Origin of the sequence: Sulfuriflexus sp., from assembly GCF_032250955.1 — a bacterium.
Taxonomy (GTDB): domain Bacteria; phylum Pseudomonadota; class Gammaproteobacteria; order AKS1; family AKS1; genus Sulfuriflexus.
In genome coordinates this window covers 13,296-34,408 of the sequence record NZ_JAVVES010000026.1, presented here as the reverse complement: position 1 = coordinate 34,408, position 21,113 = coordinate 13,296, and the positions used below count along the sequence as shown (strand labels likewise).

Genomic DNA, 21,113 nt, shown 5'->3' with positions numbered 1-21,113 from the left:
CGCATGAACACATGAAATTTCATCACCCTCTAATCGGCGTTATCCCTTCTCCCACAGGGAGAAGGCCAGGATGAGGGAGTAAATAAAACAAGGTGTTATCGAATCTAAATCCCCTCACCCCAACCCTCTCCCGAAGGGAGAGGGAATTAACGGGACAGCAGTGAAAACAAATGGAATTCGCATGAGCGATAAAATGTTTGCATTAAAACGGCATAAAGGGAGATACATTATGCATAAGGTAAATGCTGGTGCATGATCCGCATCGATTTGTTAACGAACTGGACGAGGCTTCCCTCGACCTCCTTGTTCATCGACTCGAAAGCCGCGCTAAAAACCCGGTGTTTGCGCAATTGCTTGACAAATACTCAAGCCGGATTATTGCGGAAAAACCGGAAAAGATACTCGAATTTGGTTGTGGCACGGGTGCGGTACTCAGGGCTTTGGCCATGCGAGATGATTTTAACGGGCATGCGATTGGAGTAGATCATTGTGCTGCCTTCATTAATGCGGCGAATAAATTTTCACAACAGGAAAAAGTTGCCGATAGGCTTGCTTTCAGGGTCGGTGATGTACACGAGCTGGATATCCCATCAGCAAGTTTTGATGTCGTCATTGCGCACACCTTATTAAGCCATGTGACCGAACCGGCAAAGGTTCTAAGTGAAATGGCACGGATTGTCAGGCCAAATGGAAAAATCATTATATTCGACGGTGATTATACCTCTCTGACCTATGCTTACCCTGATCACGGCTTTGGCCAAAAAATGGATGCAGCGCTGTCGAACACCACATTTAATAATCCTCGCATTATGCATGATCTGCCGAGATTGCTACCGGCATTCGGGCTCAGGATGGCCGAGGCGTGGGGGGATGCAGTGGTCGAAATAGGCGAGGGTAATTTTTATAAAACCTTTGCTGAGGCTTATGTTCCTTATGTAAAAAAGACGGGCGTGTTGACAACACAGGCTATCGATATATGGCTCAGTGAGCAGTACAAGGCGATGGAAAAGGGAACGTTTTTTGCCGCCTGTAATTACTACACTTATTTTATCGAGCGTGTCCGTGACAGACCAGTAAATATTTCCAGGGTGAAATAAGAATAACGCATTGTTGGTTTAATTAACCACAAAGCCCGAATATTTTCGAATAGTGAATTCGCCCGTGTGTTGCGGTGCGTAATATGTTTCACAACAATGAATATTAAATGGAGATTAAAGAACGTGAGCAACCTGTCAGGTTGCCGGTATTTATTCAGCCAGGGTGTTTATATTTGAATATGTTCCGTATAGATATCCACTATAACCAAACCGTGTACTTTATAGCTAACGCCTATAGTTCTTATCGATATTTAATCTTGGAAAAAGCGATATATATAGTTCATATTTACAGCGTCAGTAATACACAAAGTAACAATGTAGTTTTGTGGGTTACGAAATAAACAAAAAATTGGTTTGTCAGCATATTCTGATATGAAGTTTGATAAAAAGTAAATTATTCATAATCACAGAGGAGCTTAAATGATGTCATCGTCTACTAGAGAAGAGGTTCTTCGACATCTTGATACTGTCGGGCTTATACAGCCTGCTCTACACAAGCAGACGCATGCGCCTGCCCCCGATGAAATTGACCATACACTTTTTCGTGCTTACACACGTAGCCCGCATGATGTTGGCGGTGAGCCGGATGTGCCAATTATATGGTCTGAGAAGGAAGAGGAGCAATGGGAGCTGAATACTTTTGCTACCTGCGAGTGCCTGGCCTGGCGTGGAGTATGGACTGCGGAAGAACGTCGCCGCAAGCAAAACGTCGATGTGGGCCAAACGCAATACCTTGGTCTGCCTTATTACGGACGCTGGTTGCTGACGGCAGCACGAATTCTGGTCGACAAGCAGTACTGCACACTTACTGAACTGGTCCACAAAATTGAAGAGGTGAAAAAGCGTCATGTCTAAACCAATTTATGACAGAGAACATCACGCCAGGATTGCTACCGGCATAGGTGATCCGCAGTGCTTCAAGGGTGCAGCCGGCGAGCCTGAATTCAAGGAAGGCGACAAGGTTCGTATTATCGACCTTCCGGACCTTTTCTATACGCGCACGATGACATATACACGTGGAGCGGTTGGTGTTGTTACCAAACTGGTATATGAAAGCCCCGCTGCAGAAGATGAGGCCTTTGGTAACGAAGACTCCCCGGAATGGTTTTATAGCGTGGTTTTCAAACAGAAAGATCTCTGGCCTGAATATAGCGACCTGTATGCAAACGACACATTAGAGACAGAATTTCCAGCACGTTACCTTGAGTCAGCATAACGTAGCTAACGGATAATCAAGAGGAAATAAAAATGTCAGATCACAATCATGACCATGACCATAGCCACAAACCGGCGCCGATGGTCGATGAAGTCAGTGACTTCGAAATTCTCGAAATGGCAGTCCGCGAGCTTGCCATCGAAAAAGGACTCTTTTCTGCTGAAGATCACAGAGTCTGGACTGAGTACGTCCATACACTGGGACCCTTGCCAGCAGCACGCCTGGTAGCCAAGGCGTGGCTCGATCCTGAATACAAGAAACTTTGCGAGGCTGATGGTGTCGAAGCCAGTAAAGCTGTAGACGTTGATTGGGTGACAAGTCCGCCTACCCAGTTCGGCACGCCGAGTGATTATTGTAACCTGCGTGTACTTGTAGACACGCCAAAAGTAAAGCACGCTGTAGTCTGTACCCTCTGCTCGTGTTATCCACGACCTATTCTCGGACAGTCCCCGGAGTGGTACCGGACGCCGAATTATCGTCGTCGTCTGGTTCGCTGGCCGCGCCAGGTGCTCGCAGAATTCGGATTGCAGCTGCCTACGGATATGGAAGTAAGAATTGCAGATTCCAACCAGAAGACGCGTTATATCGTGATGCCAACCAGGCCTGAAGGTACAGAAGGCTGGACGGAAGATCAGCTGGCTGAGATTGTGACGCGCGATTGCCTTATTGGTGTAGCCGTCCCCAAACCGGGAATTACATCTAATACGAAGCGACCAGTACGTAAGGCAATCCATCCGGTTGAGCACGATCATTAATTCAAGAATGACTATCCTATAAGGAGTAACTCATGAGTGCTTCGATGAATGATACAACTAATGACAAAGAAGTATATATGGTTGACATGAACCCGGTTCCATTGCTGGAGAGCATTCAGAGTAAGGGCAGGGTATGGGAAGACCTGGCTGCACAATATGGTGTAACCAATCCTGATCCTCCCTGGAAGATTACACTGGAGACAACCTGTGATCTTCTTGCCGGTGACTCATGTGTCAAATCTTATAATGATGTTGAACCAGGATCATGTGCCTTACCTTCTCTCGAGCGTCGTGCGGAAGAGGATGAATTATCCGAAACATTGTATGAGGATGTGCCTTTTCCCGAACGCCAGCTTCTCGCACTTGCTCATTCCATGATCAAGCGCGGGTTGCTGGATGAGACTGAACTGGCGCACAGGATGGAAGAGCTTGAAAAACGACTGAATAGCGCATGACGATAATCGTTGAATGGCTTATATGAAAAGAGTGCAGCCTTTTGTTGTTGGCATACGATCCATAACTTGATGTTAGGTTTCAGGATTAGAATGAAGCAGATCGTTAAGCCCTTTTTTGAATGCAAAAGTAGTTGATAGAGGAATTAATAGATGGCAATACGTGGAACACAAATAGATATCGAGGGGCTTACTCACCGCTATAATCCGCAGTGCCCGGTAACTTTTAATGAGATTAACCTGAAGTCACCACCTGGTGAAGCACTTGCCATAATTGGTCGTTCTGGCTGTGGTAAATCAACTCTTCTGCATATTCTGGCGGGCATACTGCGCCCAACAGAAGGCAAGGTTCTACTCGATGGTACATCGGTCAATGCACCGTCACCACGTTGGGTCATGATGTTCCAGGCACCACACCTTTTTCCCTGGATGACAGTCTCGGAAAATGTTGGTGTCGGGCTGACATTTGGACGATGGACCAAGGCTGAAATTCATGAACGCGTCACCGAAGCGATCGATCTCGTAGAACTGCAGGATTATGCTGAATCTAACGTTCAGGATCTTTCCGGTGGGCAACAACAACGTGTCGCACTTGCAAGATCTCTCGTTATGGAGCCTGAAATCCTGTTACTTGATGAACCTTTCTCGGCACTTGATGCTTTTACCCGCGCATCCCTGCAAAAAGACGTACGTTCGATTGCCAAGCGTCTGGGTTTTAACATTGTGATGGTTACACATGATATCGATGAGGCAGTGATTATGGCTGATCGTGCCGTAATCATGGCAGGCTCCCCAGGTAATATCGTCCATGAACTTGACATCGATCTTCCGGATCCAAGAGAGCGGGCAGACCCGGCAGTTCAGGACCTTCGCACGCGCCTGATGTCAACGTTCCAAACAGCCGCCAATGTTGTTGAAACAGATTCAGCTATGGAAGCAGCCCACTAGCTTGAAGAAGGACAATAGCTGCAACGATGTGGATCGAAAGTTAAGGCCGGAAATAACTATAAAATGTAAGCATCTTTAGGAGATAGGTTATGACTAAGAAGCGAAATAAGCAGCATGGCAATAAAATCCTGGGAACGCCACTTGATTACAAGAAACATGGCGACGGAATCAACGATCCCAATCTTGTTCTGGACTACGATTCGAGATTCAGTGATGTTTTGGGTACAGGTATCAGTCGACGCAATCTACTCAAGGCGGGTGCTGCGGTTGCAGGTCTTGGACTCGGCGGAATGTCACCGCTATCTTCGGCTTTCGCCAGCAAGAAGGAACCTTTCGACCCGGTAGTCCGAATGGGATATATCCCGATTACCGATGCGGCAGCCCTGCTGGTTGCACATGAACTAGGTTACTTCAAGGATGAGGGCATCGACTCTGAAAAACCGACTCTCATCCGCGGCTGGGCACCCCTGGTAGAAGCGTTCGCATCACATCGTTTTAACCTGACACATATGCTTGCACCAATACCCATCTGGATGCGCTATAACAATAATTACCCCGTTAAAGTAACAGCCTGGGACCATACAAATGGTTCTGCCATGGTGGTTCATAAGGATAGCGGTATCAAATCACCTAAAAACATGGGTGGCAAGCAATTCGCCATGCCATTCTGGTATTCCATGCACAATATTGTTTCACAAATGCTTCTGAAAGATCACGGCATTACGCCTGTGATTCGTCCGCAAAACGCTGAAATCGGACCTAATGAGTGTAACTTCCTTGTGCTCAACCCGCCCGATATGCCACCAGCACTTGCCTCCAGGCAAATTGATGGCTATTGCGTAGCGGAACCATTCTGCGCCATGGGTGAAGTGAAGGCGCAAGGTGAAATTCTTCGCTTTAATGGTGATATATGGAAGGGTCATCCTTGCTGTGTTGTTGTCATGCATGAAGACGACGCCATGGATCCGGACCGGGCCGCATGGGCCCAGGGTGTGCATAACGCGATTATTCGCGCACAACTGTATCTTGGTGCAAACAGAAAGGAAATGTCTCACATGCTTTCGAAGGATGGTAAGAAGTACCTGCCATTCCCTGTAGAAATCGTTGAGAGGGCGATGATGTTTTATGATCCTGCCTATTACAACAATCCTCAGGCAATCCAGAACCTTGACTGGGAACAGGATCGCATTAACTTCCAGGCATGGCCATATCCATCAGCAACGGTTCGCATTGTTGATGAGCTTAAAAAGACAACTGTCACAGGCGATTCAGACTTCCTGAAGAATATCACAGGTGAGCATGTAGCCAAGGACCTGGTTCAATATGAATACGTCAAAAATTCACTTGAGAAATACCCGGACTGGAAAAAAGACCCAAGTGTTCCGCAGAGCGGCAACCCGTATGAGCGCGAAGAGGTTATTAAAACATGAATGCATCTGCTAGAACTTCGGGCAGGGATGATACAGCCGGATTTTTTAAAAATCCGGCTGTACACCGAATAGGCTGGGCATTAGCCGGCCTTTCGATATTGTTATTGCTATGGGGTATTTTTGGCTATTACATTGCACAAAATCCGGACACGAAGAGTTTTTCTGCATTCGGTTTGATACCGACACTGGAAGCCTTTCCGAGATTGTTTCAGGAAGGCAAGATCCAGGACGCTGTTTACGCAAGTTCGTACAGATTGTTCGGTGGCTTGATTATCGCCATCATAATAGGTTTGCCGATAGGTGTTCTGGTAGGGCGTAACAAACGCTTTCGTGAACTAAGTCATTCGCCTTTCCAGTTGTTACGTATGGTCAGCCCGCTCGCCTGGATGCCAATAGCTGTATTTGTATTTTCCCAGTGGGACAGCTCGATAATCTTCCTGATTGCAATGGCTTCAATCTGGCCGGTGATATTTGCAACGGCTGCAGGACTTGCAAAAGTTGACCCGGCCTGGTTTATGGTGGCGCGCAATCTTGGCGCAAGACCAATGCATATGCTGACGCGGATTATAATGCCGGCTATTACCTTCGACGTTCTCTCCGGTATACGACTCGCTCTGGGTGTGGCGTGGATTGTTCTTGTCCCTGCAGAATATCTTGGTGTGACGTCAGGTCTTGGTTATGCAATTGAAGATGCGCGTGAGACATTGTCTTATGATCACTTGACGGCAATGGTAGTCACCATCGGTGTCATAGGTTATACGCTTGACACCATGCTGGTCGTCTTGATTAAGCGCTTCAGCTGGCACCGTGGAAATAACTGATGCGCAGATGCTGAAGTCATGCTTGCTTTTATAGATTACAAGGCATTGATTTCCTGACTGCGCTGATGCTAACTCGATGACGGTTAAAAGGCGGCTTTTATGAATCAGGAAGTAAAAGAGATGAGAATAAAACATAACAATAGTCGTTTATCATGTTTATTACGATGTGATGCTGACTTAGAGGTGGGTTTATAATGAATAGCGTCACGTCTACTGCGGACAGTAAAATTAATTCGAATTCTTACATACCGCAAATATGCTATCTTCTGAAATTTACGGCGCATAGCTTCGCTAATTTGTTTGGTGGCCTGGCAATACTTTTTGCGCTGTGGTGGATAAGCATTTACCTGATAACACTCGATCCGTCCAATTCACTATTTGCGAATTTCGGGGTTGTCGGAGCCTTTAACGCGTTACCTGACCTTTGGTATGACAATACTATTCCTGATGCAATTACAACCAGTGGCTACAGGCTGGGCATGGGGCTTCTTATTGCTATCGCGATAGGCATACCCATAGGCATCATAATGGGGCGCGTGGGGTGGTTCCGTAAACTTACGAATGTACCATTCCAGTTTTTGCGCATGGTCAGCCCGCTTTCGTGGGAGCCAATTGCCGTCATCGTGTTCCTTCAATGGGATAGTGCAATTATCTTTTTGATTGCGATAGCAGCTGTGTGGCCAGTCGTTTTTGCCACTGCCGCCGGGCTGGAAAAGGTTGATCCGAACTGGTTTAAGGTTGCTCGTAACCTGGGCGCCAATCCATGGCATCAACTAACCAAGATTATTATGCCCGCTATTGCCTTTGATGTCCTTACCGGTATTCGACTGGCATTGGGTGTGGCCTGGATTGTACTCATTCCCGCAGAGTTCCTCGGCGTGACATCAGGATTCGGCTATGCAATCCAGGATGCGCGCGAAGGGATGAATTACGACAATCTGATGGCGATGATCCTGGTTATTGGTGCCGTTGGTTATGTGCTGGACGGTGTGTGTGTGGTTCTTATCAAGAAATTTGCATGGAATAAGGGCAAATAACACATGCTTTCTGCTGAATCATGCAAGAAACCTGTAAACAGATTATATCTAACTGATGTGGGACACACTCTGTGTCTCTATGTATGAAATTTGAGGTTATAAGTAAATGTCACAAAATATTAATATTGTATGCGTAACCGGAACGCGTGAAAAACTGCAGATGGCGGCAATGATCGCGTCGGTTGGTGCTGCAATGGGTGTGGAGGTGTCGGTGTTCTTGTCGATGAATGCACTGCCATTCTTTATCAAGGGTCGTAACGATGAGGTGCCAGTAGAAGGTGAACTCGGCACGCTAATGACGAAAGAAGGTGTGCCGCCTTTCAAGCAATTATTTGAACAGGCTGTTGATCTTGGCGATGCCAGGCTATTGCCATGCTCAATGGCCCTGGACTTATTGGAGATCACTACGGAGGACCTGGATGATGAAGTGGGCCCGGCAACCGGGCTGACGCGTTTCCTGAGTGATGCCGAGGGTAGCCAGGTCTATACATTCTAGTATGTATGGTAAGCGACTGAATTTAACTTAACTGGAGTATTATTTTATGACAGATATCAAGATTGTTGATGCATGCGATACATTCTGTCCCGGCCCGCTCATGGAACTTATAACATACATGAAACAGGCAGAGGTAGGGGATACGCTTGAACTCTTATCTACAGACGAAGGCTCTGGCGCAGATGTGCCTGAATGGGTAGACAAGGTGGGACATGAACTGATTAGCAACGAGAAAATCGAAGGGGTCTGGCATATCAAGATCCGTAAAGCCAAATAATGTGTCTTTATTTATTATGGCGTTGAAATCTTTTTCAGGAAAGCAATCAAAAACCGCTTCGTCATTATTTTTGAATAGGAGAAAACAATGAGAATATTGATTGTCGGAGGAGGCACTGGTGGTACGATTCTGGCCAACAACCTTGCGCGACGATTGTCGGCCGAGATTCGTAACCACAAGGTTAGGATCACAATGCTTTCAGCGTCAGATAAACATATGTACCAGCCTGGTTTACTTTACGTTGCATTTGGCCAGATGACGCCGGATCAGTTATATCGTGATCAGAGGAGCTTACTGGAATCGTCGATCGATTTTCACGTTGATCCTGTCAAGGAATTCCACCTGGATGAAAATAACGTTGTCACAGCAAGCGGCAAGAAGCACGAATATGACATCATTGTCATTGCTACTGGCTCACGAATAGCGCCAGAACAAATCCCGGGCATGGCAGAAGGTGCAGAAACCTTTTACACTGAAGAGTCAGCTGTCAAGCTATTCAAGCGTCTTCGTGAGATCGAGGAAGGTACAGTTGCAGTCGTAGTGGGCGTGCCACATAAGTGCCCTATTGCCCCGGTTGAACTCGTATTTTCCTTGCATGATTATTTCAAGGCACGCGGCATCCGCGACAAGATTAAAATAAAGTACCATTATCCGATTGGTCGGATACATACAATCAAGAATGTTGCCACCTGGGCAAAACCCGAATTTGATCGCATGGGGATAGAGTATGAAACCCTGTTCAATGTGAAAGAAGTTGATGCCGAAAACCAGGTAGTAAGGAGTGAAGAAGATACTGAAACGCCTTATGATTTGCTCATTGCTATACCTCCACATACTGGCATGGATGTGATTCAGGAAAACAATCTTGGCGTGGGCGGATGGATCCCGACTGACCGTTTCAAATTGACAATGAAAGATCACGATAATGTTTACGTTCTGGGTGACACCACTAATCTGCCTGTCAGCAAGACCGGTTCTGCTGCACACTTTGAAGCTGAAGTCGTAGCCGAGAATATCGCGTCCATTATCAAGATTGGTACGCCGGTGCGTGATTACGATGGTAAGGTTTATTGCTTCATTGAAACAGGTCACGACAGTGCTACCTACGCCATGTTCGATTACCAGAATCCACCCGATCTCAAACCTTCTTCAAAACCTATGCATTGGTTCAAAATGTCCTATAACCAGATGTACTGGACCAGTGTACGTGGATTACTCTAAGGAATAGATAATATGACTGCAGAAAATGAAACTCCTTTAGACACAATGTCCACCGATGATCTGAAAGGCCTTATAGAAATAGCTAATCTTGTCGGTGCGGCGAGAGACGCGATGTCGGATGAAATAGTAACGCGGATGTCAGGCGTTATGAGTGAAGGCTTGCATTTATTGGACCGTCTGACTCGAAATGAAGGCCTGATGCAGTTGCTCCAGGTTCTGGACCGTCCTGACAGTCAGAACCTGCTTATTGCACTTTCAGAGGCAATTCATGTATCGAGCCAGGAAATTGCTGCTGCGCCACCTGCCAAAGGCGGTATAACTTGTTTGCTCCGTGTGGCGCGGGATCCGGGCACCCTGGAGGGAATACGCTTTCTTGCCTCTCTGGGCCAGCATATGAGTCACAGTTTGCGAGAACAACACCGGCACGGATGTGAGCCGGCATATAAGTAAAATATAGATTTTGCCATGGTAGAGCTGGATTATCCGCATTGCTGCATGGCTAATATATTCATGCCATACCATCAATGCCTGGCACAGGATGTTATTCGGATGGTTTACTCTCTATCTGGCAATAATCAGAAGGTCTATGTTTTTAAAATAGTACAGGAGTTTTGATACCTCCATGTATCTGTTGTTTATAGGTGATGTTGTCGGAGAACCGGGCTTACGTGCCATTTCATCAACACTGCCCAGGTTGCGGAAGATCCATCCTATCGATATCGTCATTGCCAACGCCGAGAATATCGCCGATGGCAATGGTGTTACCGCGTTAACGGCAAATCGTCTCTTTTCATTGGGCATTGATGTTCTGACTAATGGCAATCATGCCTGGGATAAAAAGGAAGCATTCGACTATATAAAGACCGAACCACGTCTTCTTCGTCCGCATAATTATCCCGATGGTGCACCTGGCAGTGGCTGGTGTGTCACAACGACAGCAGATGGCCGCAAGCTTGGAATATTAAATATCCTTGGCAATATTTTTATGCCGCCCGAATTGTCCTGTCCATTCCAATCTGCAGATGAGGCATTGACAATGATCCCGCCTGACGTAAAACATATTTTTGTGGATATGCATGCGGAATCTGCGAGTGAAAAGATTGCAATGGGCTGGTATCTTGATGGCCGCGTCTCCGCTGTAGTCGGCACGCACACGCACGTTCCAACAGCAGATGAACGCATCTTGCCAAAAGGCACGGCTTATCTTACTGATGTCGGTATGACTGGTTGTTATGAGTCTGTAGTTGGCATGGATACGGATAAATCCCTGCATCGTCTGATGCATAAACTGTCCGGGGACATGAAAGTCGCTGATGGCGAAGCAATATTATATGCAGTTCTTCTCGAACTCAATGACAAGACCGGTTGTTGTGAGAAAATACAGCGTCTGCGAATGCATGAGGATGATGCCAGCGCGCATTATCTTAATGAATAGATGCCGATACAGAAAATTCTGAATTCAGTCGATGCGTATCGATATATTGAATACGTAATTAGTCTATTGATATCCATGATATATGAAATAGCTATTATGTAACCAGCAAAATCTATGCAATATTCAAATTCTGTAATGTGAATGTGCAAGTAAATCGGAGTGTGAAATCATTATGGAACCACTTTTTTATATAGTCGATGTTTTTGCTGAGCAACCCTATGCCGGGAACCAGCTGGCAGTAGTGGTCAGTCAAGCCGCGCTGGCTGACGACGTTATGCAGAAGATCGCAGCTGAAACCAATTACTCCGAGACCACTTTCCTGACGCCCGAGGAAGAAGACGGTGGTGGATACCAGGTAAGAATTTATACGCCAGTGAGTGAAATCGCCTTTGCCGGTCATCCGATATTAGGAACGGCCTGGGTTATACGTCAATATATTCTCGACTACGCCACTGACTCACTTCTGTTGAACCTGAAAGTCGGACAGATCACGGTTAGTTTTGAGTGCGATGACGACAGGCGGGAGCTCGCATGGTTTACGGCACCACCGATGACACTTGGTAGGATATGTGACCATGCGGCCATGGCAGAAGCACTGGGAATTTCAGTCAAGGATATTGATACTGAGAGTCCTGTGCAACAGGTTACAGCCGGTATATCGGCCACAATTGTGCCGATACGCAGTCTTGAAGCAATAAATCGCTGCAAGCTTGACCTGGATATTTTCTCGCAGCTGACAAAGCAAGGCTTTTCACCACTGGTGTACCTGTTTTGTCGTGAAACGCATCACCCTGAAAATGATCTGTATGCCAGGTTTTTCTTTGAGGCGAATGGCGTTCGTGAAGATCCCGCCACAGGAAATGCTGCTGCCTTCCTTGGCGCTTACCTTATGGAATATAACTTGTTAAGTAGAACGGACAAGAGCCTGCGCATAGAGCAGGGTTACGGTCTCGGGCGCCCGTCACTGGTAATGATTCGTCGCCGCTCAGTGGACGGCTCTATAGAAGTTGAAGTGGGTGGTCAGGTAGTTCCGACAGTAAAGGGTACCTTGATCAGAACAAGCTTGTGACGGTGGGCCTGGTTTTAAATCGATAGCCTCTTGAATCACTTCGCAGCACAATAAATTCAGGATGTTCGTAACTGGAGTGGGAAAATGCAAGTCGAACTGGCGGAATGTTATTCTAATACCGATCTTGGACAGGAAGCGGCAGATATCCTGTCGCCCTGTGTGCAGTGCGGGCAATGCACCTTTACCTGCCCGACGTTCCGGCTACTTAATGATGAGTGGGATGGACCCCGCGGTCGTATTTATCTCATTAAGCAATTTCTGGAGGACAAAGAACCAAGCCTTGATCTACTGCCACCTGCTTATACTCTGAAGACACTCGAAGGGCGAAGCCTGCAGGCCAACCTGCAGTTGCATCTTGATCGTTGTCTTGGTTGCAGGTCTTGTGAAACCAGCTGTCCACAAGACGTTAATTATGGACGTTTGCTTGATATTGGTAGAGAACTGGTAGATAAAAAGGTTCAACGTAGCGTGAAGGATAAATTACGGCGCTGGGCAATCCGCAATGTTGTCCCATACCGCCTGCGCTTCACTGCGTTGCTACGCACCGGCCAGCTATTTCGCCCACTTCTGCCTTCCGCCTTACGCTCACGCATTCCGCAACGACGCATGGCCAGTAAATGGCCAGAACGTCAGCATCCCCGAACAATGCTGCTATGGCAGGGATGTGTACAATCCGCCCTGGCACCTAATATAAATGCAGCTACTGCTCGTGTTCTGGATCGTTTTGGAATACATCTTATCCCCGTGGGCAATAGTTGCTGTGGTGCGATGAGCCATCATATGGCAGAGACAGATCAAGCCCGTAGCTTTATGCGCAAAAACATTGATGCCTTATGGCCACATATTGAGGATGGTGCGCAGGGTATCATTCTAACTGCAAGCGGTTGTGGTATGCATTTTCACGACTATGGACATATTCTTAATGATGACCCGCAATACTCCGACAAGGCAAAGCGAATCTCAGATCTGACTATCGACATTGCAGAAATTGTTGCCGAGGAATGGCAGGAGGGCGGGCGTTATGAATTACCTGTGTCACAGCGGCCACGACGCATCGCTTTTCAATCTTCTTGTAGCTTGCAGCATGGTGAAAAACTCAATGGTGTGGTTGAGAAAAGTTTAAAACGTGCAGGATTCAAGCTTGTACCCGTGGCCTACAAGTTTATGTGTTGCGGTTCTGCGGGTACTTACTCGCTCCTGCAACGAAAATTATCCGAATCACTGCGGGCGACCAAAATGGAAACCCTGCTGGCCAGTCGTCCGGAACTCATTGTTACGGCTAACATAGGTTGTCTGACACATTTGGCAGCGACTTCGCCTGTTCCTGTGAGTCACTGGATTGAATTACTGGATGAGGCTTTTACAAACGCCGGTTTATAATCAAACTGGCGAATATACAAGCATGTAATGATGCCCCTCACCGAATCCGGTAAGGGGCTCTACAGGTAATCATTGCAACATGATCTAACCAGATATGTCAGGCAGCGTATGTTGCCTTGGCCTCTTTCGCTGCCCTGGCTTCCTCGGGAGAGTAAGCCGCACCTGACCAGAGCATGTCGTAGGCAATTTCTTCATTACCGTTTTCACATAGTTCCAGCACATTCTGGAAGAGTGGCTGGAAGGTCTCGCTCCGATGCGACTCTTCGTGGTCCTCGAAGCTGTTCCAGAACGTGATCACCAGGGCTTCTTTGCCCTTGAGGTCGCTTTCCACGGCTTTGCCGATAGTGCTGCCTTCATTGGAGATATCACCGCGGTTCAGGCAGACAAAGCCACCAACAAAACCCGTTTCCGAATGATAGGTTTTGACGTTCTCGCACAACACCGCGACGCGTTCCTGCAAGTCATCAACGCTGTACTCTGCTTTGAGGATAACGCGGTTAACGGTGACCACGCCGTCGTGTGGGAAACCCGTGATTAGATTAGACATGTTACTACCTCCTTAATACCAGAAATAAAAATAATTAATGTGCACATAAGTGCATTAGAGATTCCTAATATATAGAATTCCGAGAAGATGTCAATACCTGAGTAAAATACTATACATATTCTTACGAATACATAATTTATATAATTTACAGTAAGTTAGATTCGATATTGGTTAGGAACACCATTCCCTCGATGGCCGGAGGGGATATTTCTGGCACGCACTTCGGCCGCAGGGCAGGCAACGCTTTAACAGGGAGGCAGGATGCTTATGGCTCGGCTGCTATATACTCAGGCGGTTCGACCACTACATCGCAGGATACACGGATGCAGCTCAGGCCCGTCTCATCGTCATATCATCGCCTGTCACAGCGATCAGAGCCTGTGGTGAGCGTCCCGACGTCGGGCCGGCAGGCAGGAACCGGTATGCTCTCAGAGCCTGCACGCATGCTGACGATCGGCGAACCCGATAGCACCCGCCGCCAATACCATTACTCCCGTATTGATGCTGTTGCCGGGCGTACAGCCAATGCCCTGAGAAATTATACCGAAATAGCGGAGCACGCTGATCGCGAGCAATTACAGGCGCAACTCGGCCTGGATATTTACGCTTAGAGACTAGCTTTCCTTGCAGAGGTACTTATCCAGAGTCTTCTGAATAGTGATGATACTCAAGGGCTTTGCGATGTAATCATCCATTCCAGCGGCGAGGCATTTTTCCTCATCACCGGGCATGGCGTTGGCGGTCAGGGCAACGATGGGGATATGCTCTGACTCTGAGGCGCGGATGACCTTAGTGGCCCCATAGCCATCCAGTATCGGCATCTGGCAGTCCATAAAGATCAACTCGTAACCATCCTGCCCCAGGGCCTTGATAACCTCTGCACCGTTATTGGCAATATCAGCACTAAAACCAAGTCTTTTGAGCATGCCGATAATAACCTTCTGGTTAACAGGATTATCTTCGGCAACAAGGATGCGGTTTGTGCGTGTCATGATAAATTAAAAGTATTTTTATTAAGGAATTGAGAGCGCAGCAATCTTAGCACGCAGTTCAGAGAAGAGATACGTTTCCGCATAGCTTTAGCAGGTTGCTGGCGACAGTTTTATAGATGGGCTATCGATTTTGATTTGGTCTGCGACAGGCATAAAAAAGTGGCTTGCCGAGGCAAGCCACCAGGTTCCCCTATAGAGGAGTGGGTGAAGATTCTCCCTAGACTGCCCTTATCTTGTTCAGGTGTGCCTCAAGAGCTTCAGAGCCGCCAATGTATTCGCCGTTGATAAAGACCTGGGGAACGGTTGAATGGCCGGAGACGGCGCGAATCGTTGACTCGCTGTAATCCCGGTTCAGCACCAGTTCCTCGAACTGCATACCGGCATCATGCAGCATGCCCCTGGCACGCACGCAGAACTCACAGCCCTCGCGGGTAAACACCGTCACATCACTCGGCCTGGCAGCATCGGGGGCAATGTACTCGAGCATGCTGTCGGCATCCGAAACTTCAAACGGGTCACCTGGTACGTCCGGCTCGATAAACTGTTTCTCAATGACACCATCTTTGACCAGCATCGAGTAGCGCCATGAACGTTCACCGAAGCCCAGCTCATTTTTTGGCACCAGCATACCCATGCCGCGGCTGAAATCACCATTCCCGTCCGGCAGGAAGGTCACATTGAAAGCATGTTGTTCCTTGCGCCACTCGTTCATAACAAAGGCATCATTTACCGAAATACAGATGATTTCATCAACACCGTGTTGCTTGAACACCGGTGCCAGCTGGTTATAGCGTGGCACGTGTGTAGACGAGCAGGTTGGCGTAAAGGCCCCCGGCAACGAGAAGACAATAACCGTCTTGCCCTTGAAGACATCATCAGTGCTGATATCGACCCACTCGTGATCCTGACGGGTGCGGAATGTAACCTGTGGTACCTGCTGACCTTCGTGATTTACTAACATGTCGTTTCTCCTGTTGTTGAGGTCGTCGGGAGGCATTGTCTGCACCACCCGGTTATCTGCTTGATGGGGCTATTATCGGGACCTTATTACCATAGGAAAAATCGTTTATATCTAATAATATGATAGTTATAGCCTATCAATAATCAGGGAGAATCATCATCAGGACAATACTTGGCTTGGCAAAGCCTGACAGCAGTAGGGACAGGCGTCTGTACGGGCCAGGCGCAGTTTGTTAAATGAATTAACTTGTTGAAGTGAATAAAAAATGGGCACCGGCGGCGCCCATCGAGGTTATGTATCTATTTGTAACTCGAGAGAAGATACATAACCGGTAGAAGAAACATTTTTGCTATTATTGTGTTTCCTCACCCCCCTGCATGCTTGTCAACCTTACAGATTACGAAGGATTCTAGGGGATTCGCTACAGGGAGGCCATAAGCCATAAGGACTAATGCTTTAGCATTAGTGTGTTTATTCCATATAAAAGGTTAAATATGGCATTCACTATGCAGCAAGTATTTGAATAAAAATGAGATATCAGAAAGGAATGGGGCTGTGAAGATATTGTTGGCGGATGATCATGCACTCATTCGAGAGGGATTCGAACGTACCCTTAACGCCCTGGAACCGGGCATGGGCTTTGTCCATGCCGAGGATCGGGATACCGTCCTTGCGAAGATGCAGCTAAACCAGGACGTTGATGTGATCTTACTCGATCTGTTCATGCCCGGTGTGAAGGGCTTCGATCTGCTGAGTGAAGTATGTGACAGTTACAGCCATATCCCCGTCATTGTAATTTCCGGCACAGAAGACCCGCGTTATATGCGCAAGGCCATTGATAACGGCGCAGCCGGTTTTATTCCCAAGTCAGCGTCTACCGATACCATTCTGAGTGCGATTAAACTGGTCCGTAACGGTGGCGTGTATATTCCGCCCGGTATGCTGCAGAAAAAAGCAGCGGGCACGAATGCCGGCAGCATTGATCCGGCCCAGGCAATGACGACTGAAATACGTGAGGCGGCAGCCAGGTTAACGGTGCGTCAACGAGAGGTACTGGACCTGCTCGGCCGGGGTATGGCGAACAAGGAGATTGCCCGCAGTCTGAAAGTCTCGGAACACACGGTGAAGATCCACGTCGCCGCGGTTCTGCGTTTATTCAATGCCTCCAATCGTACCGAAGCCGTAGTGATGGCACAGAATGCCGGTGTTATAGATATCTAAGCCGGGTTTATTTGCCTAAACAGGTCAATGTAATGAAGGCAGTATGCCACAGAGAATGGATTCGCCCGGATGGGCGTGGATGATGATTGGTTAGTATGTCGGCAAGGATCGCAAAAGCTATACGGTTATTCGCGCTACTATTACTGGGTAGCGGCATAAGCACGTCCGTCTGCTCGGCTGAAAATCGCCTTGTAGTAGCACTGGTCATTGATGCCGATTCGCATATTCACGACAAGACAGTTGCCGGTATCAAGCTGGCGGTAAACAGCGCTGGCCATGAACAGGCGCATTTCCATATTATTGATATCAACAAGCCTGCTAGCGTCGCAGCCATCAAGGCTAGCGCTATCGACTATGCGATTGTGGTGGGTGTCAAGCCGGCACTTTTTGCCTTAAAACAAAATCTGTCCTACCCACATCTTTATACCCTGATTCCAGAGAACACCTACAGGGAAATCATCAGGCAAGGCCAGCCCGCGAGCAGGCCGGTTACGAATAAAAACCATGTCATCTTCCTCGGGCAGATGCCCGAACGACAACTGGCCCTCGCCAGGGTTGTGATGGGCAAAAAAAGCCGTGTCGGCCTGGTAGTCGGTGATAATTCCCATGCCGAGGCCATGGCACTGCAGCAAGCCGCCACGACAAGAAACATTCAACTTGTTATGCAGCGAGTGTCCGCAGCGGAAACCGTCATCGATGATATAAAGCAGGTCCTGAAAGGTTCGGATATTTACCTGGCTCTTTATGATACGAACATTATCAATCGTCACAATGCCAAATGGCTGCTATACATGGCTTACAAAATGAAAAAGCCGGTGATCGGTTTTTCCGCAAGCTATACCCGCGCCGGTGCGGTGGCCTCGATTTTCTCAACCCCGGAACAAATTGGCCGCCAGAGTGGCGAGTGGTTGCTTGATATGCTGGCTAAAAAAACTGTGTCACATACTCAGTACCCAAAATACTTCACGATTACAACCAACCCGAACATACAGCGGATTCTGCGTCTGGAAAGACTTTCTGGCGAAAAGATAAAAACCATTATGCAGCGTAACGAACAGGCGATAGTCAATGATTAAGCTTAATAACTGGGGCATTAACAGCCGCGCTATTTTCCTTGCCATGGCCCCCGTGTTACTGGTGACGTTAGTCCTGACGATTTATACCAATACGGCACGAAACGACGACCTTGAGCAGGAACTCTCGGACAAGGGCCAGCTGATTGTTTCCAATCTTGCGACGGCTATGGAGTTTGCCGTTGTTACCGGTAATCTCTCACAGATACAAAATCTCGCCGAAGTCAGTATCACGCAGAATGATGTGATCGGCGTAACTGTCGAAGACGTTGATGCCGGGGTGATCTATCAAACCGGCGTCACCGACGGGCGTGTTGGCGAAGTGCGGCGCCACCGGGCAGCCATCACCTCGACGGCGGTCAATTACGAGGGACTGTTTAGTGAAGGCGCCGCTGCCAAAAGCGAGGAAGAGCAGTTGCAGGGTTTTGTCGAGGTGTCCATCGACACTACGCCTTACCTCGTGCGGAAAAGGAATATCTATATCACTACGGCGTTTATCGCCATGGCCGGGCTGTTAACAAGCCTGATACTGGCCCTGTTGATCGCCCGTAGTGTCACACTGCCGGTGCGTGGCGTGATCGAAACCGTGGCAGCACTGTCCCGGGGAAAGTTGGGGGCGCGCATGCAGGATGACTCGGGTGGAGAGCTGGGCAAGCTGCGGGATGGCCTGAATACAATGGCAGAGACCATCCAGGATTCCCAGGCGATACTGGAAGACCGTGTCTATGATGCCGTCTCCAACCTGGAACAGAAAATTCAGGAGCTCGAGGCCAGTAACATAGAACTGGAACAGGCACGTTGTGAGGCCATGCAGGCCAAGGATGCCAAGTCTGACTTCCTGGCGAACATGAGTCACGAGATAAGGACGCCACTGAATGCGGTAATTGGTTTTACTCGCCAGCTCGGCAAGGGCAGCCTCAACAGCCAGCAGGAAGAATATACCCGTGCCATCAGCCGGGCCGCGCGACAGTTGATGATCGTGCTTGATGACATCCTGATTTTCTCCAAGCTCGAATCGAACAAGATGGAGATCGCGACCTCGGAATTCCCGTTGCGTGACTGTCTTGAAGATACCGTGCTCATGCTCAGCCAGGCCGCCAGCGACAAGGGTATTGAAATGGTTCTGCTTATCGATGCGGACATCCCCGATGTCGCGATTGGTGACGCCGACCGGATATCACAGGTCATTGTCAATATTGTCAACAACGCCATCAAGTTCACCGAACACGGTTCCATTGTCATTCATGTCAGCACTGACATGAATGACAATAGTGACATGACTCACTTTTATGTTACCGATACCGGCTGTGGTATCAGCGAGGCCGCACAAGCGAATATCTTCAGCCCGTTCTACCAGGAAAACCGTAAATCCAGTAAGCGACATGGCGGCACCGGGCTGGGACTGGTGATTTGCAAGCGTCTGGTGGAAATGATGGGCGGCACGATTGGCTTCACCTCAAAGCAGGGCGAAGGTACCGAATTTTATTTCAGTCTGCCGCTGGTTGCAGTTTCACATCACGAGTATCCATTTGTCACAGAACAAGTGAATGTCTTTCTCCTGGACGAGCACATCTATTCGCGCCGTGCTATTCGTAACAGCCTCGCACATATGGGAGTACAGGTCTTTGCGGGCGCGAATCCGGAATGGTTACAAGGTTCCCTGGTCAACCATTCCGCACAGCCGACACAGAACATTGTGATGCTATCCCTGCCAGCGGCTTATAAGGTGGAAAATTTTGAAAAGGATTATCTACAAACCATTCGTGAACACTATGCAGGCAGGATCATTGTGTTAATGAGTGGCGATTACCTTGATGTGCACGCCCTCACCCAGTTGGACAGGCAAATCATTGTAATGGGTAAGCCGCTACGCAGTATCTCGCTGCTGGCCATGTTTCATCCCGAACAGGCTTCTCAGGCGCACATGGAGCAAGCAGTAACAACCGAACCTGAACCGGATAACGCCCCTCTGAGTATCCTGGTGGCTGAAGATAATGAACTGAACCAGCGCTACATTATGGACCTGTTGTCCGGTTACCCGGTAACCACGGTATGTGTCAATACCGGCGCCAAGGCCGTTGCGGCCTGCCAGAATATCCACTTTGATTTGATTCTCATGGATCTGCACATGCCGGAACTGGATGGCGTTGATGCCACCCGTCAGATCCGGGCCATACCCGATGCGGCGGGACAAACACCAGTCATCGCTGTCACCGCAGATGTTTTCGCCAATGATAATAACCGGCTTATCAAGGCCGGTTTTACTGACTGTATATTCAAACCGCTGGAGGAAGACAAACTCGACGAACTTATTCATATCCATATCACCTCGCAAGTTGCGGCAACCAGCAAGAAAATGCGCAACAGTAAGACCATCGTCAGCAACCTGCCTGAAGATATGGTGGAACGCCTGTTTGCCAGTCTTTACGAGACCTATACCGATCTGGCACATGTTTTTTCGGCAGGGGATATCACCGAGGCACGTGAACTGACGCACAAGGTGCTGGGGCTGGTTTGTTACTTTAATGTGACTGACCTGACCGATGACATGCGGCTCATGCAGCAGGCCATTAAAGAAGCCGACTTTGCCGGTGCCTCGGGGATGCTTACCGAATGTATGCATCAAACCAGGAACCTGGAGCAGGTCTGGCGCGCGAACCGGCTTGCCAGCGACTACCTGTAATC

23 protein-coding genes are annotated in these 21,113 nt (G+C 48.3%); 20 read left to right on the top strand and 3 right to left on the bottom strand.

Annotation, left to right across the window (positions count from 1 at the left end):
• Positions 1 to 242 precede the first annotated feature (242 nt).
• From RQ738_RS06680 to glcF, 16 genes are all read left to right on the top strand, one after another.
• Positions 243 to 1,097, top strand: coding sequence for a methyltransferase domain-containing protein (locus RQ738_RS06680; RefSeq protein ID WP_314163134.1), 855 nt, complete (start codon positions 243 to 245; stop codon positions 1,095 to 1,097).
• Positions 1,098 to 1,520: 423 nt separating this feature from the next.
• Positions 1,521 to 1,952 (top strand): SH3-like domain-containing protein, encoded by a 432-nt coding sequence (locus RQ738_RS06675; protein WP_314163133.1) that lies wholly within the window; start codon positions 1,521 to 1,523, stop codon positions 1,950 to 1,952.
• Positions 1,945 to 2,313, top strand: a complete 369-nt coding sequence (locus RQ738_RS06670; RefSeq protein ID WP_314163131.1) for an SH3-like domain-containing protein — start codon at positions 1,945 to 1,947, stop codon at positions 2,311 to 2,313. The genes RQ738_RS06675 and RQ738_RS06670 overlap by 8 nt, the downstream gene beginning before the upstream one ends.
• 32 nt (positions 2,314 to 2,345) lie before the next feature.
• Positions 2,346 to 3,068 (top strand): thiocyanate hydrolase subunit gamma, encoded by a 723-nt coding sequence (gene scnC, locus RQ738_RS06665; RefSeq protein ID WP_314163130.1) that lies wholly within the window; start codon positions 2,346 to 2,348, stop codon positions 3,066 to 3,068.
• A 32-nt stretch (positions 3,069 to 3,100) separates the two neighbouring features.
• On the top strand, positions 3,101 to 3,523 hold the full coding sequence (locus tag RQ738_RS06660; protein WP_314163128.1) for a hypothetical protein: 423 nt from the start codon (positions 3,101 to 3,103) through the stop codon (positions 3,521 to 3,523).
• 150 nt (positions 3,524 to 3,673) lie between these two features.
• Positions 3,674 to 4,468: an ABC transporter ATP-binding protein gene (locus tag RQ738_RS06655; protein WP_314163126.1), complete on the top strand. Its 795-nt coding sequence runs from the start codon at positions 3,674 to 3,676 to the stop codon at positions 4,466 to 4,468.
• Positions 4,469 to 4,557: 89 nt separating this feature from the next.
• The gene (locus RQ738_RS06650; protein ID WP_314163123.1) at positions 4,558 to 5,898 is read left to right on the top strand and encodes an ABC transporter substrate-binding protein; all 1,341 of its coding nucleotides are present in this window, start codon (positions 4,558 to 4,560) and stop codon (positions 5,896 to 5,898) included.
• On the top strand, positions 5,895 to 6,719 hold the full coding sequence (locus RQ738_RS06645) for an ABC transporter permease (RefSeq protein ID WP_314163118.1): 825 nt from the start codon (positions 5,895 to 5,897) through the stop codon (positions 6,717 to 6,719). The genes RQ738_RS06650 and RQ738_RS06645 overlap by 4 nt, the downstream gene beginning before the upstream one ends.
• 194 nt (positions 6,720 to 6,913) lie before the next feature.
• Positions 6,914 to 7,756 carry an ABC transporter permease gene (locus RQ738_RS06640; RefSeq protein ID WP_314163113.1) on the top strand — a complete coding sequence of 281 codons (843 nt, stop codon included), beginning with the start codon at positions 6,914 to 6,916 and terminating at the stop codon, positions 7,754 to 7,756.
• A gap of 106 nt (positions 7,757 to 7,862) precedes the next feature.
• Positions 7,863 to 8,252, top strand: a complete 390-nt coding sequence (locus tag RQ738_RS06635; protein ID WP_314163107.1) for a DsrE/DsrF/DrsH-like family protein — start codon at positions 7,863 to 7,865, stop codon at positions 8,250 to 8,252.
• Positions 8,253 to 8,298: 46 nt separating this feature from the next.
• A complete protein-coding gene (locus RQ738_RS06630; RefSeq protein ID WP_314163106.1) occupies positions 8,299 to 8,529 on the top strand; it encodes a sulfurtransferase TusA family protein in 231 nt (76 codons plus the stop codon).
• Positions 8,530 to 8,616: 87 nt separating this feature from the next.
• Complete coding sequence (locus RQ738_RS06625; RefSeq protein WP_314163104.1) at positions 8,617 to 9,750, top strand: FAD/NAD(P)-binding oxidoreductase; 1,134 nt, start codon at positions 8,617 to 8,619, stop codon at positions 9,748 to 9,750.
• A gap of 12 nt (positions 9,751 to 9,762) precedes the next feature.
• Entirely contained in the window at positions 9,763 to 10,200 is a 438-nt protein-coding gene (locus tag RQ738_RS06620; protein WP_314163102.1) for a hypothetical protein, read from the top strand.
• 172 nt (positions 10,201 to 10,372) lie between these two features.
• Entirely contained in the window at positions 10,373 to 11,185 is an 813-nt protein-coding gene (locus RQ738_RS06615) for a TIGR00282 family metallophosphoesterase (RefSeq protein WP_314163100.1), read from the top strand.
• 172 nt (positions 11,186 to 11,357) lie between these two features.
• Positions 11,358 to 12,254 (top strand): PhzF family phenazine biosynthesis protein, encoded by an 897-nt coding sequence (locus RQ738_RS06610; protein WP_314163098.1) that lies wholly within the window; start codon positions 11,358 to 11,360, stop codon positions 12,252 to 12,254.
• An 84-nt stretch (positions 12,255 to 12,338) separates the two neighbouring features.
• Positions 12,339 to 13,634, top strand: a complete 1,296-nt coding sequence (gene glcF, locus RQ738_RS06605) for a glycolate oxidase subunit GlcF (protein WP_314163096.1) — start codon at positions 12,339 to 12,341, stop codon at positions 13,632 to 13,634.
• A 97-nt stretch (positions 13,635 to 13,731) separates the two neighbouring features.
• Here glcF and RQ738_RS06600 read toward each other — a convergent pair whose 3' ends face one another.
• Entirely contained in the window at positions 13,732 to 14,181 is a 450-nt protein-coding gene (locus tag RQ738_RS06600) for a ligand-binding protein SH3 (RefSeq protein ID WP_314163095.1), read from the bottom strand.
• A gap of 422 nt (positions 14,182 to 14,603) precedes the next feature.
• On the opposite strand from RQ738_RS06600, the gene RQ738_RS06595 reads away from it, so the two are divergent.
• The gene (locus RQ738_RS06595) at positions 14,604 to 14,792 is read left to right on the top strand and encodes a hypothetical protein (RefSeq protein ID WP_314163094.1); all 189 of its coding nucleotides are present in this window, start codon (positions 14,604 to 14,606) and stop codon (positions 14,790 to 14,792) included.
• Between the two features lie 3 nt (positions 14,793 to 14,795).
• On the opposite strand, the gene RQ738_RS06590 is transcribed toward RQ738_RS06595, so the two are convergent.
• Together RQ738_RS06590 and RQ738_RS06585 are read right to left on the bottom strand one after the other, a co-directional pair.
• Positions 14,796 to 15,173, bottom strand: coding sequence for a response regulator (locus RQ738_RS06590; RefSeq protein WP_314163092.1), 378 nt, complete (start codon positions 15,171 to 15,173; stop codon positions 14,796 to 14,798).
• 217 nt (positions 15,174 to 15,390) lie between these two features.
• Complete coding sequence (locus tag RQ738_RS06585) at positions 15,391 to 16,134, bottom strand: glutathione peroxidase (protein WP_314163086.1); 744 nt, start codon at positions 16,132 to 16,134, stop codon at positions 15,391 to 15,393.
• Positions 16,135 to 16,689: 555 nt separating this feature from the next.
• On the opposite strand from RQ738_RS06585, the gene RQ738_RS06580 reads away from it, so the two are divergent.
• The 3 genes from RQ738_RS06580 to RQ738_RS06570 all read left to right on the top strand — a co-directional run bounded on the left by RQ738_RS06580 (position 16,690) and on the right by RQ738_RS06570 (position 21,111).
• The gene (locus RQ738_RS06580) at positions 16,690 to 17,355 is read left to right on the top strand and encodes a response regulator transcription factor (protein WP_314163084.1); all 666 of its coding nucleotides are present in this window, start codon (positions 16,690 to 16,692) and stop codon (positions 17,353 to 17,355) included.
• Between the two features lie 95 nt (positions 17,356 to 17,450).
• A complete protein-coding gene (locus RQ738_RS06575) occupies positions 17,451 to 18,431 on the top strand; it encodes an ABC transporter substrate-binding protein (RefSeq protein ID WP_314163079.1) in 981 nt (326 codons plus the stop codon).
• Positions 18,424 to 21,111: an ATP-binding protein gene (locus RQ738_RS06570; RefSeq protein WP_314163075.1), complete on the top strand. Its 2,688-nt coding sequence runs from the start codon at positions 18,424 to 18,426 to the stop codon at positions 21,109 to 21,111. The genes RQ738_RS06575 and RQ738_RS06570 overlap by 8 nt, the downstream gene beginning before the upstream one ends.
• Positions 21,112 to 21,113: the final 2 nt, after the last annotated feature.

Bases quoted from the DNA above. Each gene is read 5' to 3' on its own strand.
- RQ738_RS06680 (WP_314163134.1), top strand. From the start codon at position 243: ATGCTGGTGCATGATCCGCATCGATTTGTTAACGAACTGGACGAGGCT.
- RQ738_RS06675 (WP_314163133.1), top strand. From the start codon at position 1,521: ATGTCATCGTCTACTAGAGAAGAGGTTCTTCGACATCTTGATACTGTC.
- RQ738_RS06670 (WP_314163131.1), top strand. From the start codon at position 1,945: ATGTCTAAACCAATTTATGACAGAGAACATCACGCCAGGATTGCTACC.
- scnC (WP_314163130.1), top strand. From the start codon at position 2,346: ATGTCAGATCACAATCATGACCATGACCATAGCCACAAACCGGCGCCG.
- RQ738_RS06660 (WP_314163128.1), top strand. From the start codon at position 3,101: ATGAGTGCTTCGATGAATGATACAACTAATGACAAAGAAGTATATATG.
- RQ738_RS06655 (WP_314163126.1), top strand. From the start codon at position 3,674: ATGGCAATACGTGGAACACAAATAGATATCGAGGGGCTTACTCACCGC.
- RQ738_RS06650 (WP_314163123.1), top strand. From the start codon at position 4,558: ATGACTAAGAAGCGAAATAAGCAGCATGGCAATAAAATCCTGGGAACG.
- RQ738_RS06645 (WP_314163118.1), top strand. From the start codon at position 5,895: ATGAATGCATCTGCTAGAACTTCGGGCAGGGATGATACAGCCGGATTT.
- RQ738_RS06640 (WP_314163113.1), top strand. From the start codon at position 6,914: ATGAATAGCGTCACGTCTACTGCGGACAGTAAAATTAATTCGAATTCT.
- RQ738_RS06635 (WP_314163107.1), top strand. From the start codon at position 7,863: ATGTCACAAAATATTAATATTGTATGCGTAACCGGAACGCGTGAAAAA.
- RQ738_RS06630 (WP_314163106.1), top strand. From the start codon at position 8,299: ATGACAGATATCAAGATTGTTGATGCATGCGATACATTCTGTCCCGGC.
- RQ738_RS06625 (WP_314163104.1), top strand. From the start codon at position 8,617: ATGAGAATATTGATTGTCGGAGGAGGCACTGGTGGTACGATTCTGGCC.
- RQ738_RS06620 (WP_314163102.1), top strand. From the start codon at position 9,763: ATGACTGCAGAAAATGAAACTCCTTTAGACACAATGTCCACCGATGAT.
- RQ738_RS06615 (WP_314163100.1), top strand. From the start codon at position 10,373: ATGTATCTGTTGTTTATAGGTGATGTTGTCGGAGAACCGGGCTTACGT.
- RQ738_RS06610 (WP_314163098.1), top strand. From the start codon at position 11,358: ATGGAACCACTTTTTTATATAGTCGATGTTTTTGCTGAGCAACCCTAT.
- glcF (WP_314163096.1), top strand. From the start codon at position 12,339: ATGCAAGTCGAACTGGCGGAATGTTATTCTAATACCGATCTTGGACAG.
- RQ738_RS06600 (WP_314163095.1), bottom strand. From the start codon at position 14,181: ATGTCTAATCTAATCACGGGTTTCCCACACGACGGCGTGGTCACCGTT.
- RQ738_RS06595 (WP_314163094.1), top strand. From the start codon at position 14,604: ATGCTCTCAGAGCCTGCACGCATGCTGACGATCGGCGAACCCGATAGC.
- RQ738_RS06590 (WP_314163092.1), bottom strand. From the start codon at position 15,173: ATGACACGCACAAACCGCATCCTTGTTGCCGAAGATAATCCTGTTAAC.
- RQ738_RS06585 (WP_314163086.1), bottom strand. From the start codon at position 16,134: ATGTTAGTAAATCACGAAGGTCAGCAGGTACCACAGGTTACATTCCGC.
- RQ738_RS06575 (WP_314163079.1), top strand. From the start codon at position 17,451: ATGTCGGCAAGGATCGCAAAAGCTATACGGTTATTCGCGCTACTATTA.
- RQ738_RS06570 (WP_314163075.1), top strand. From the start codon at position 18,424: ATGATTAAGCTTAATAACTGGGGCATTAACAGCCGCGCTATTTTCCTT.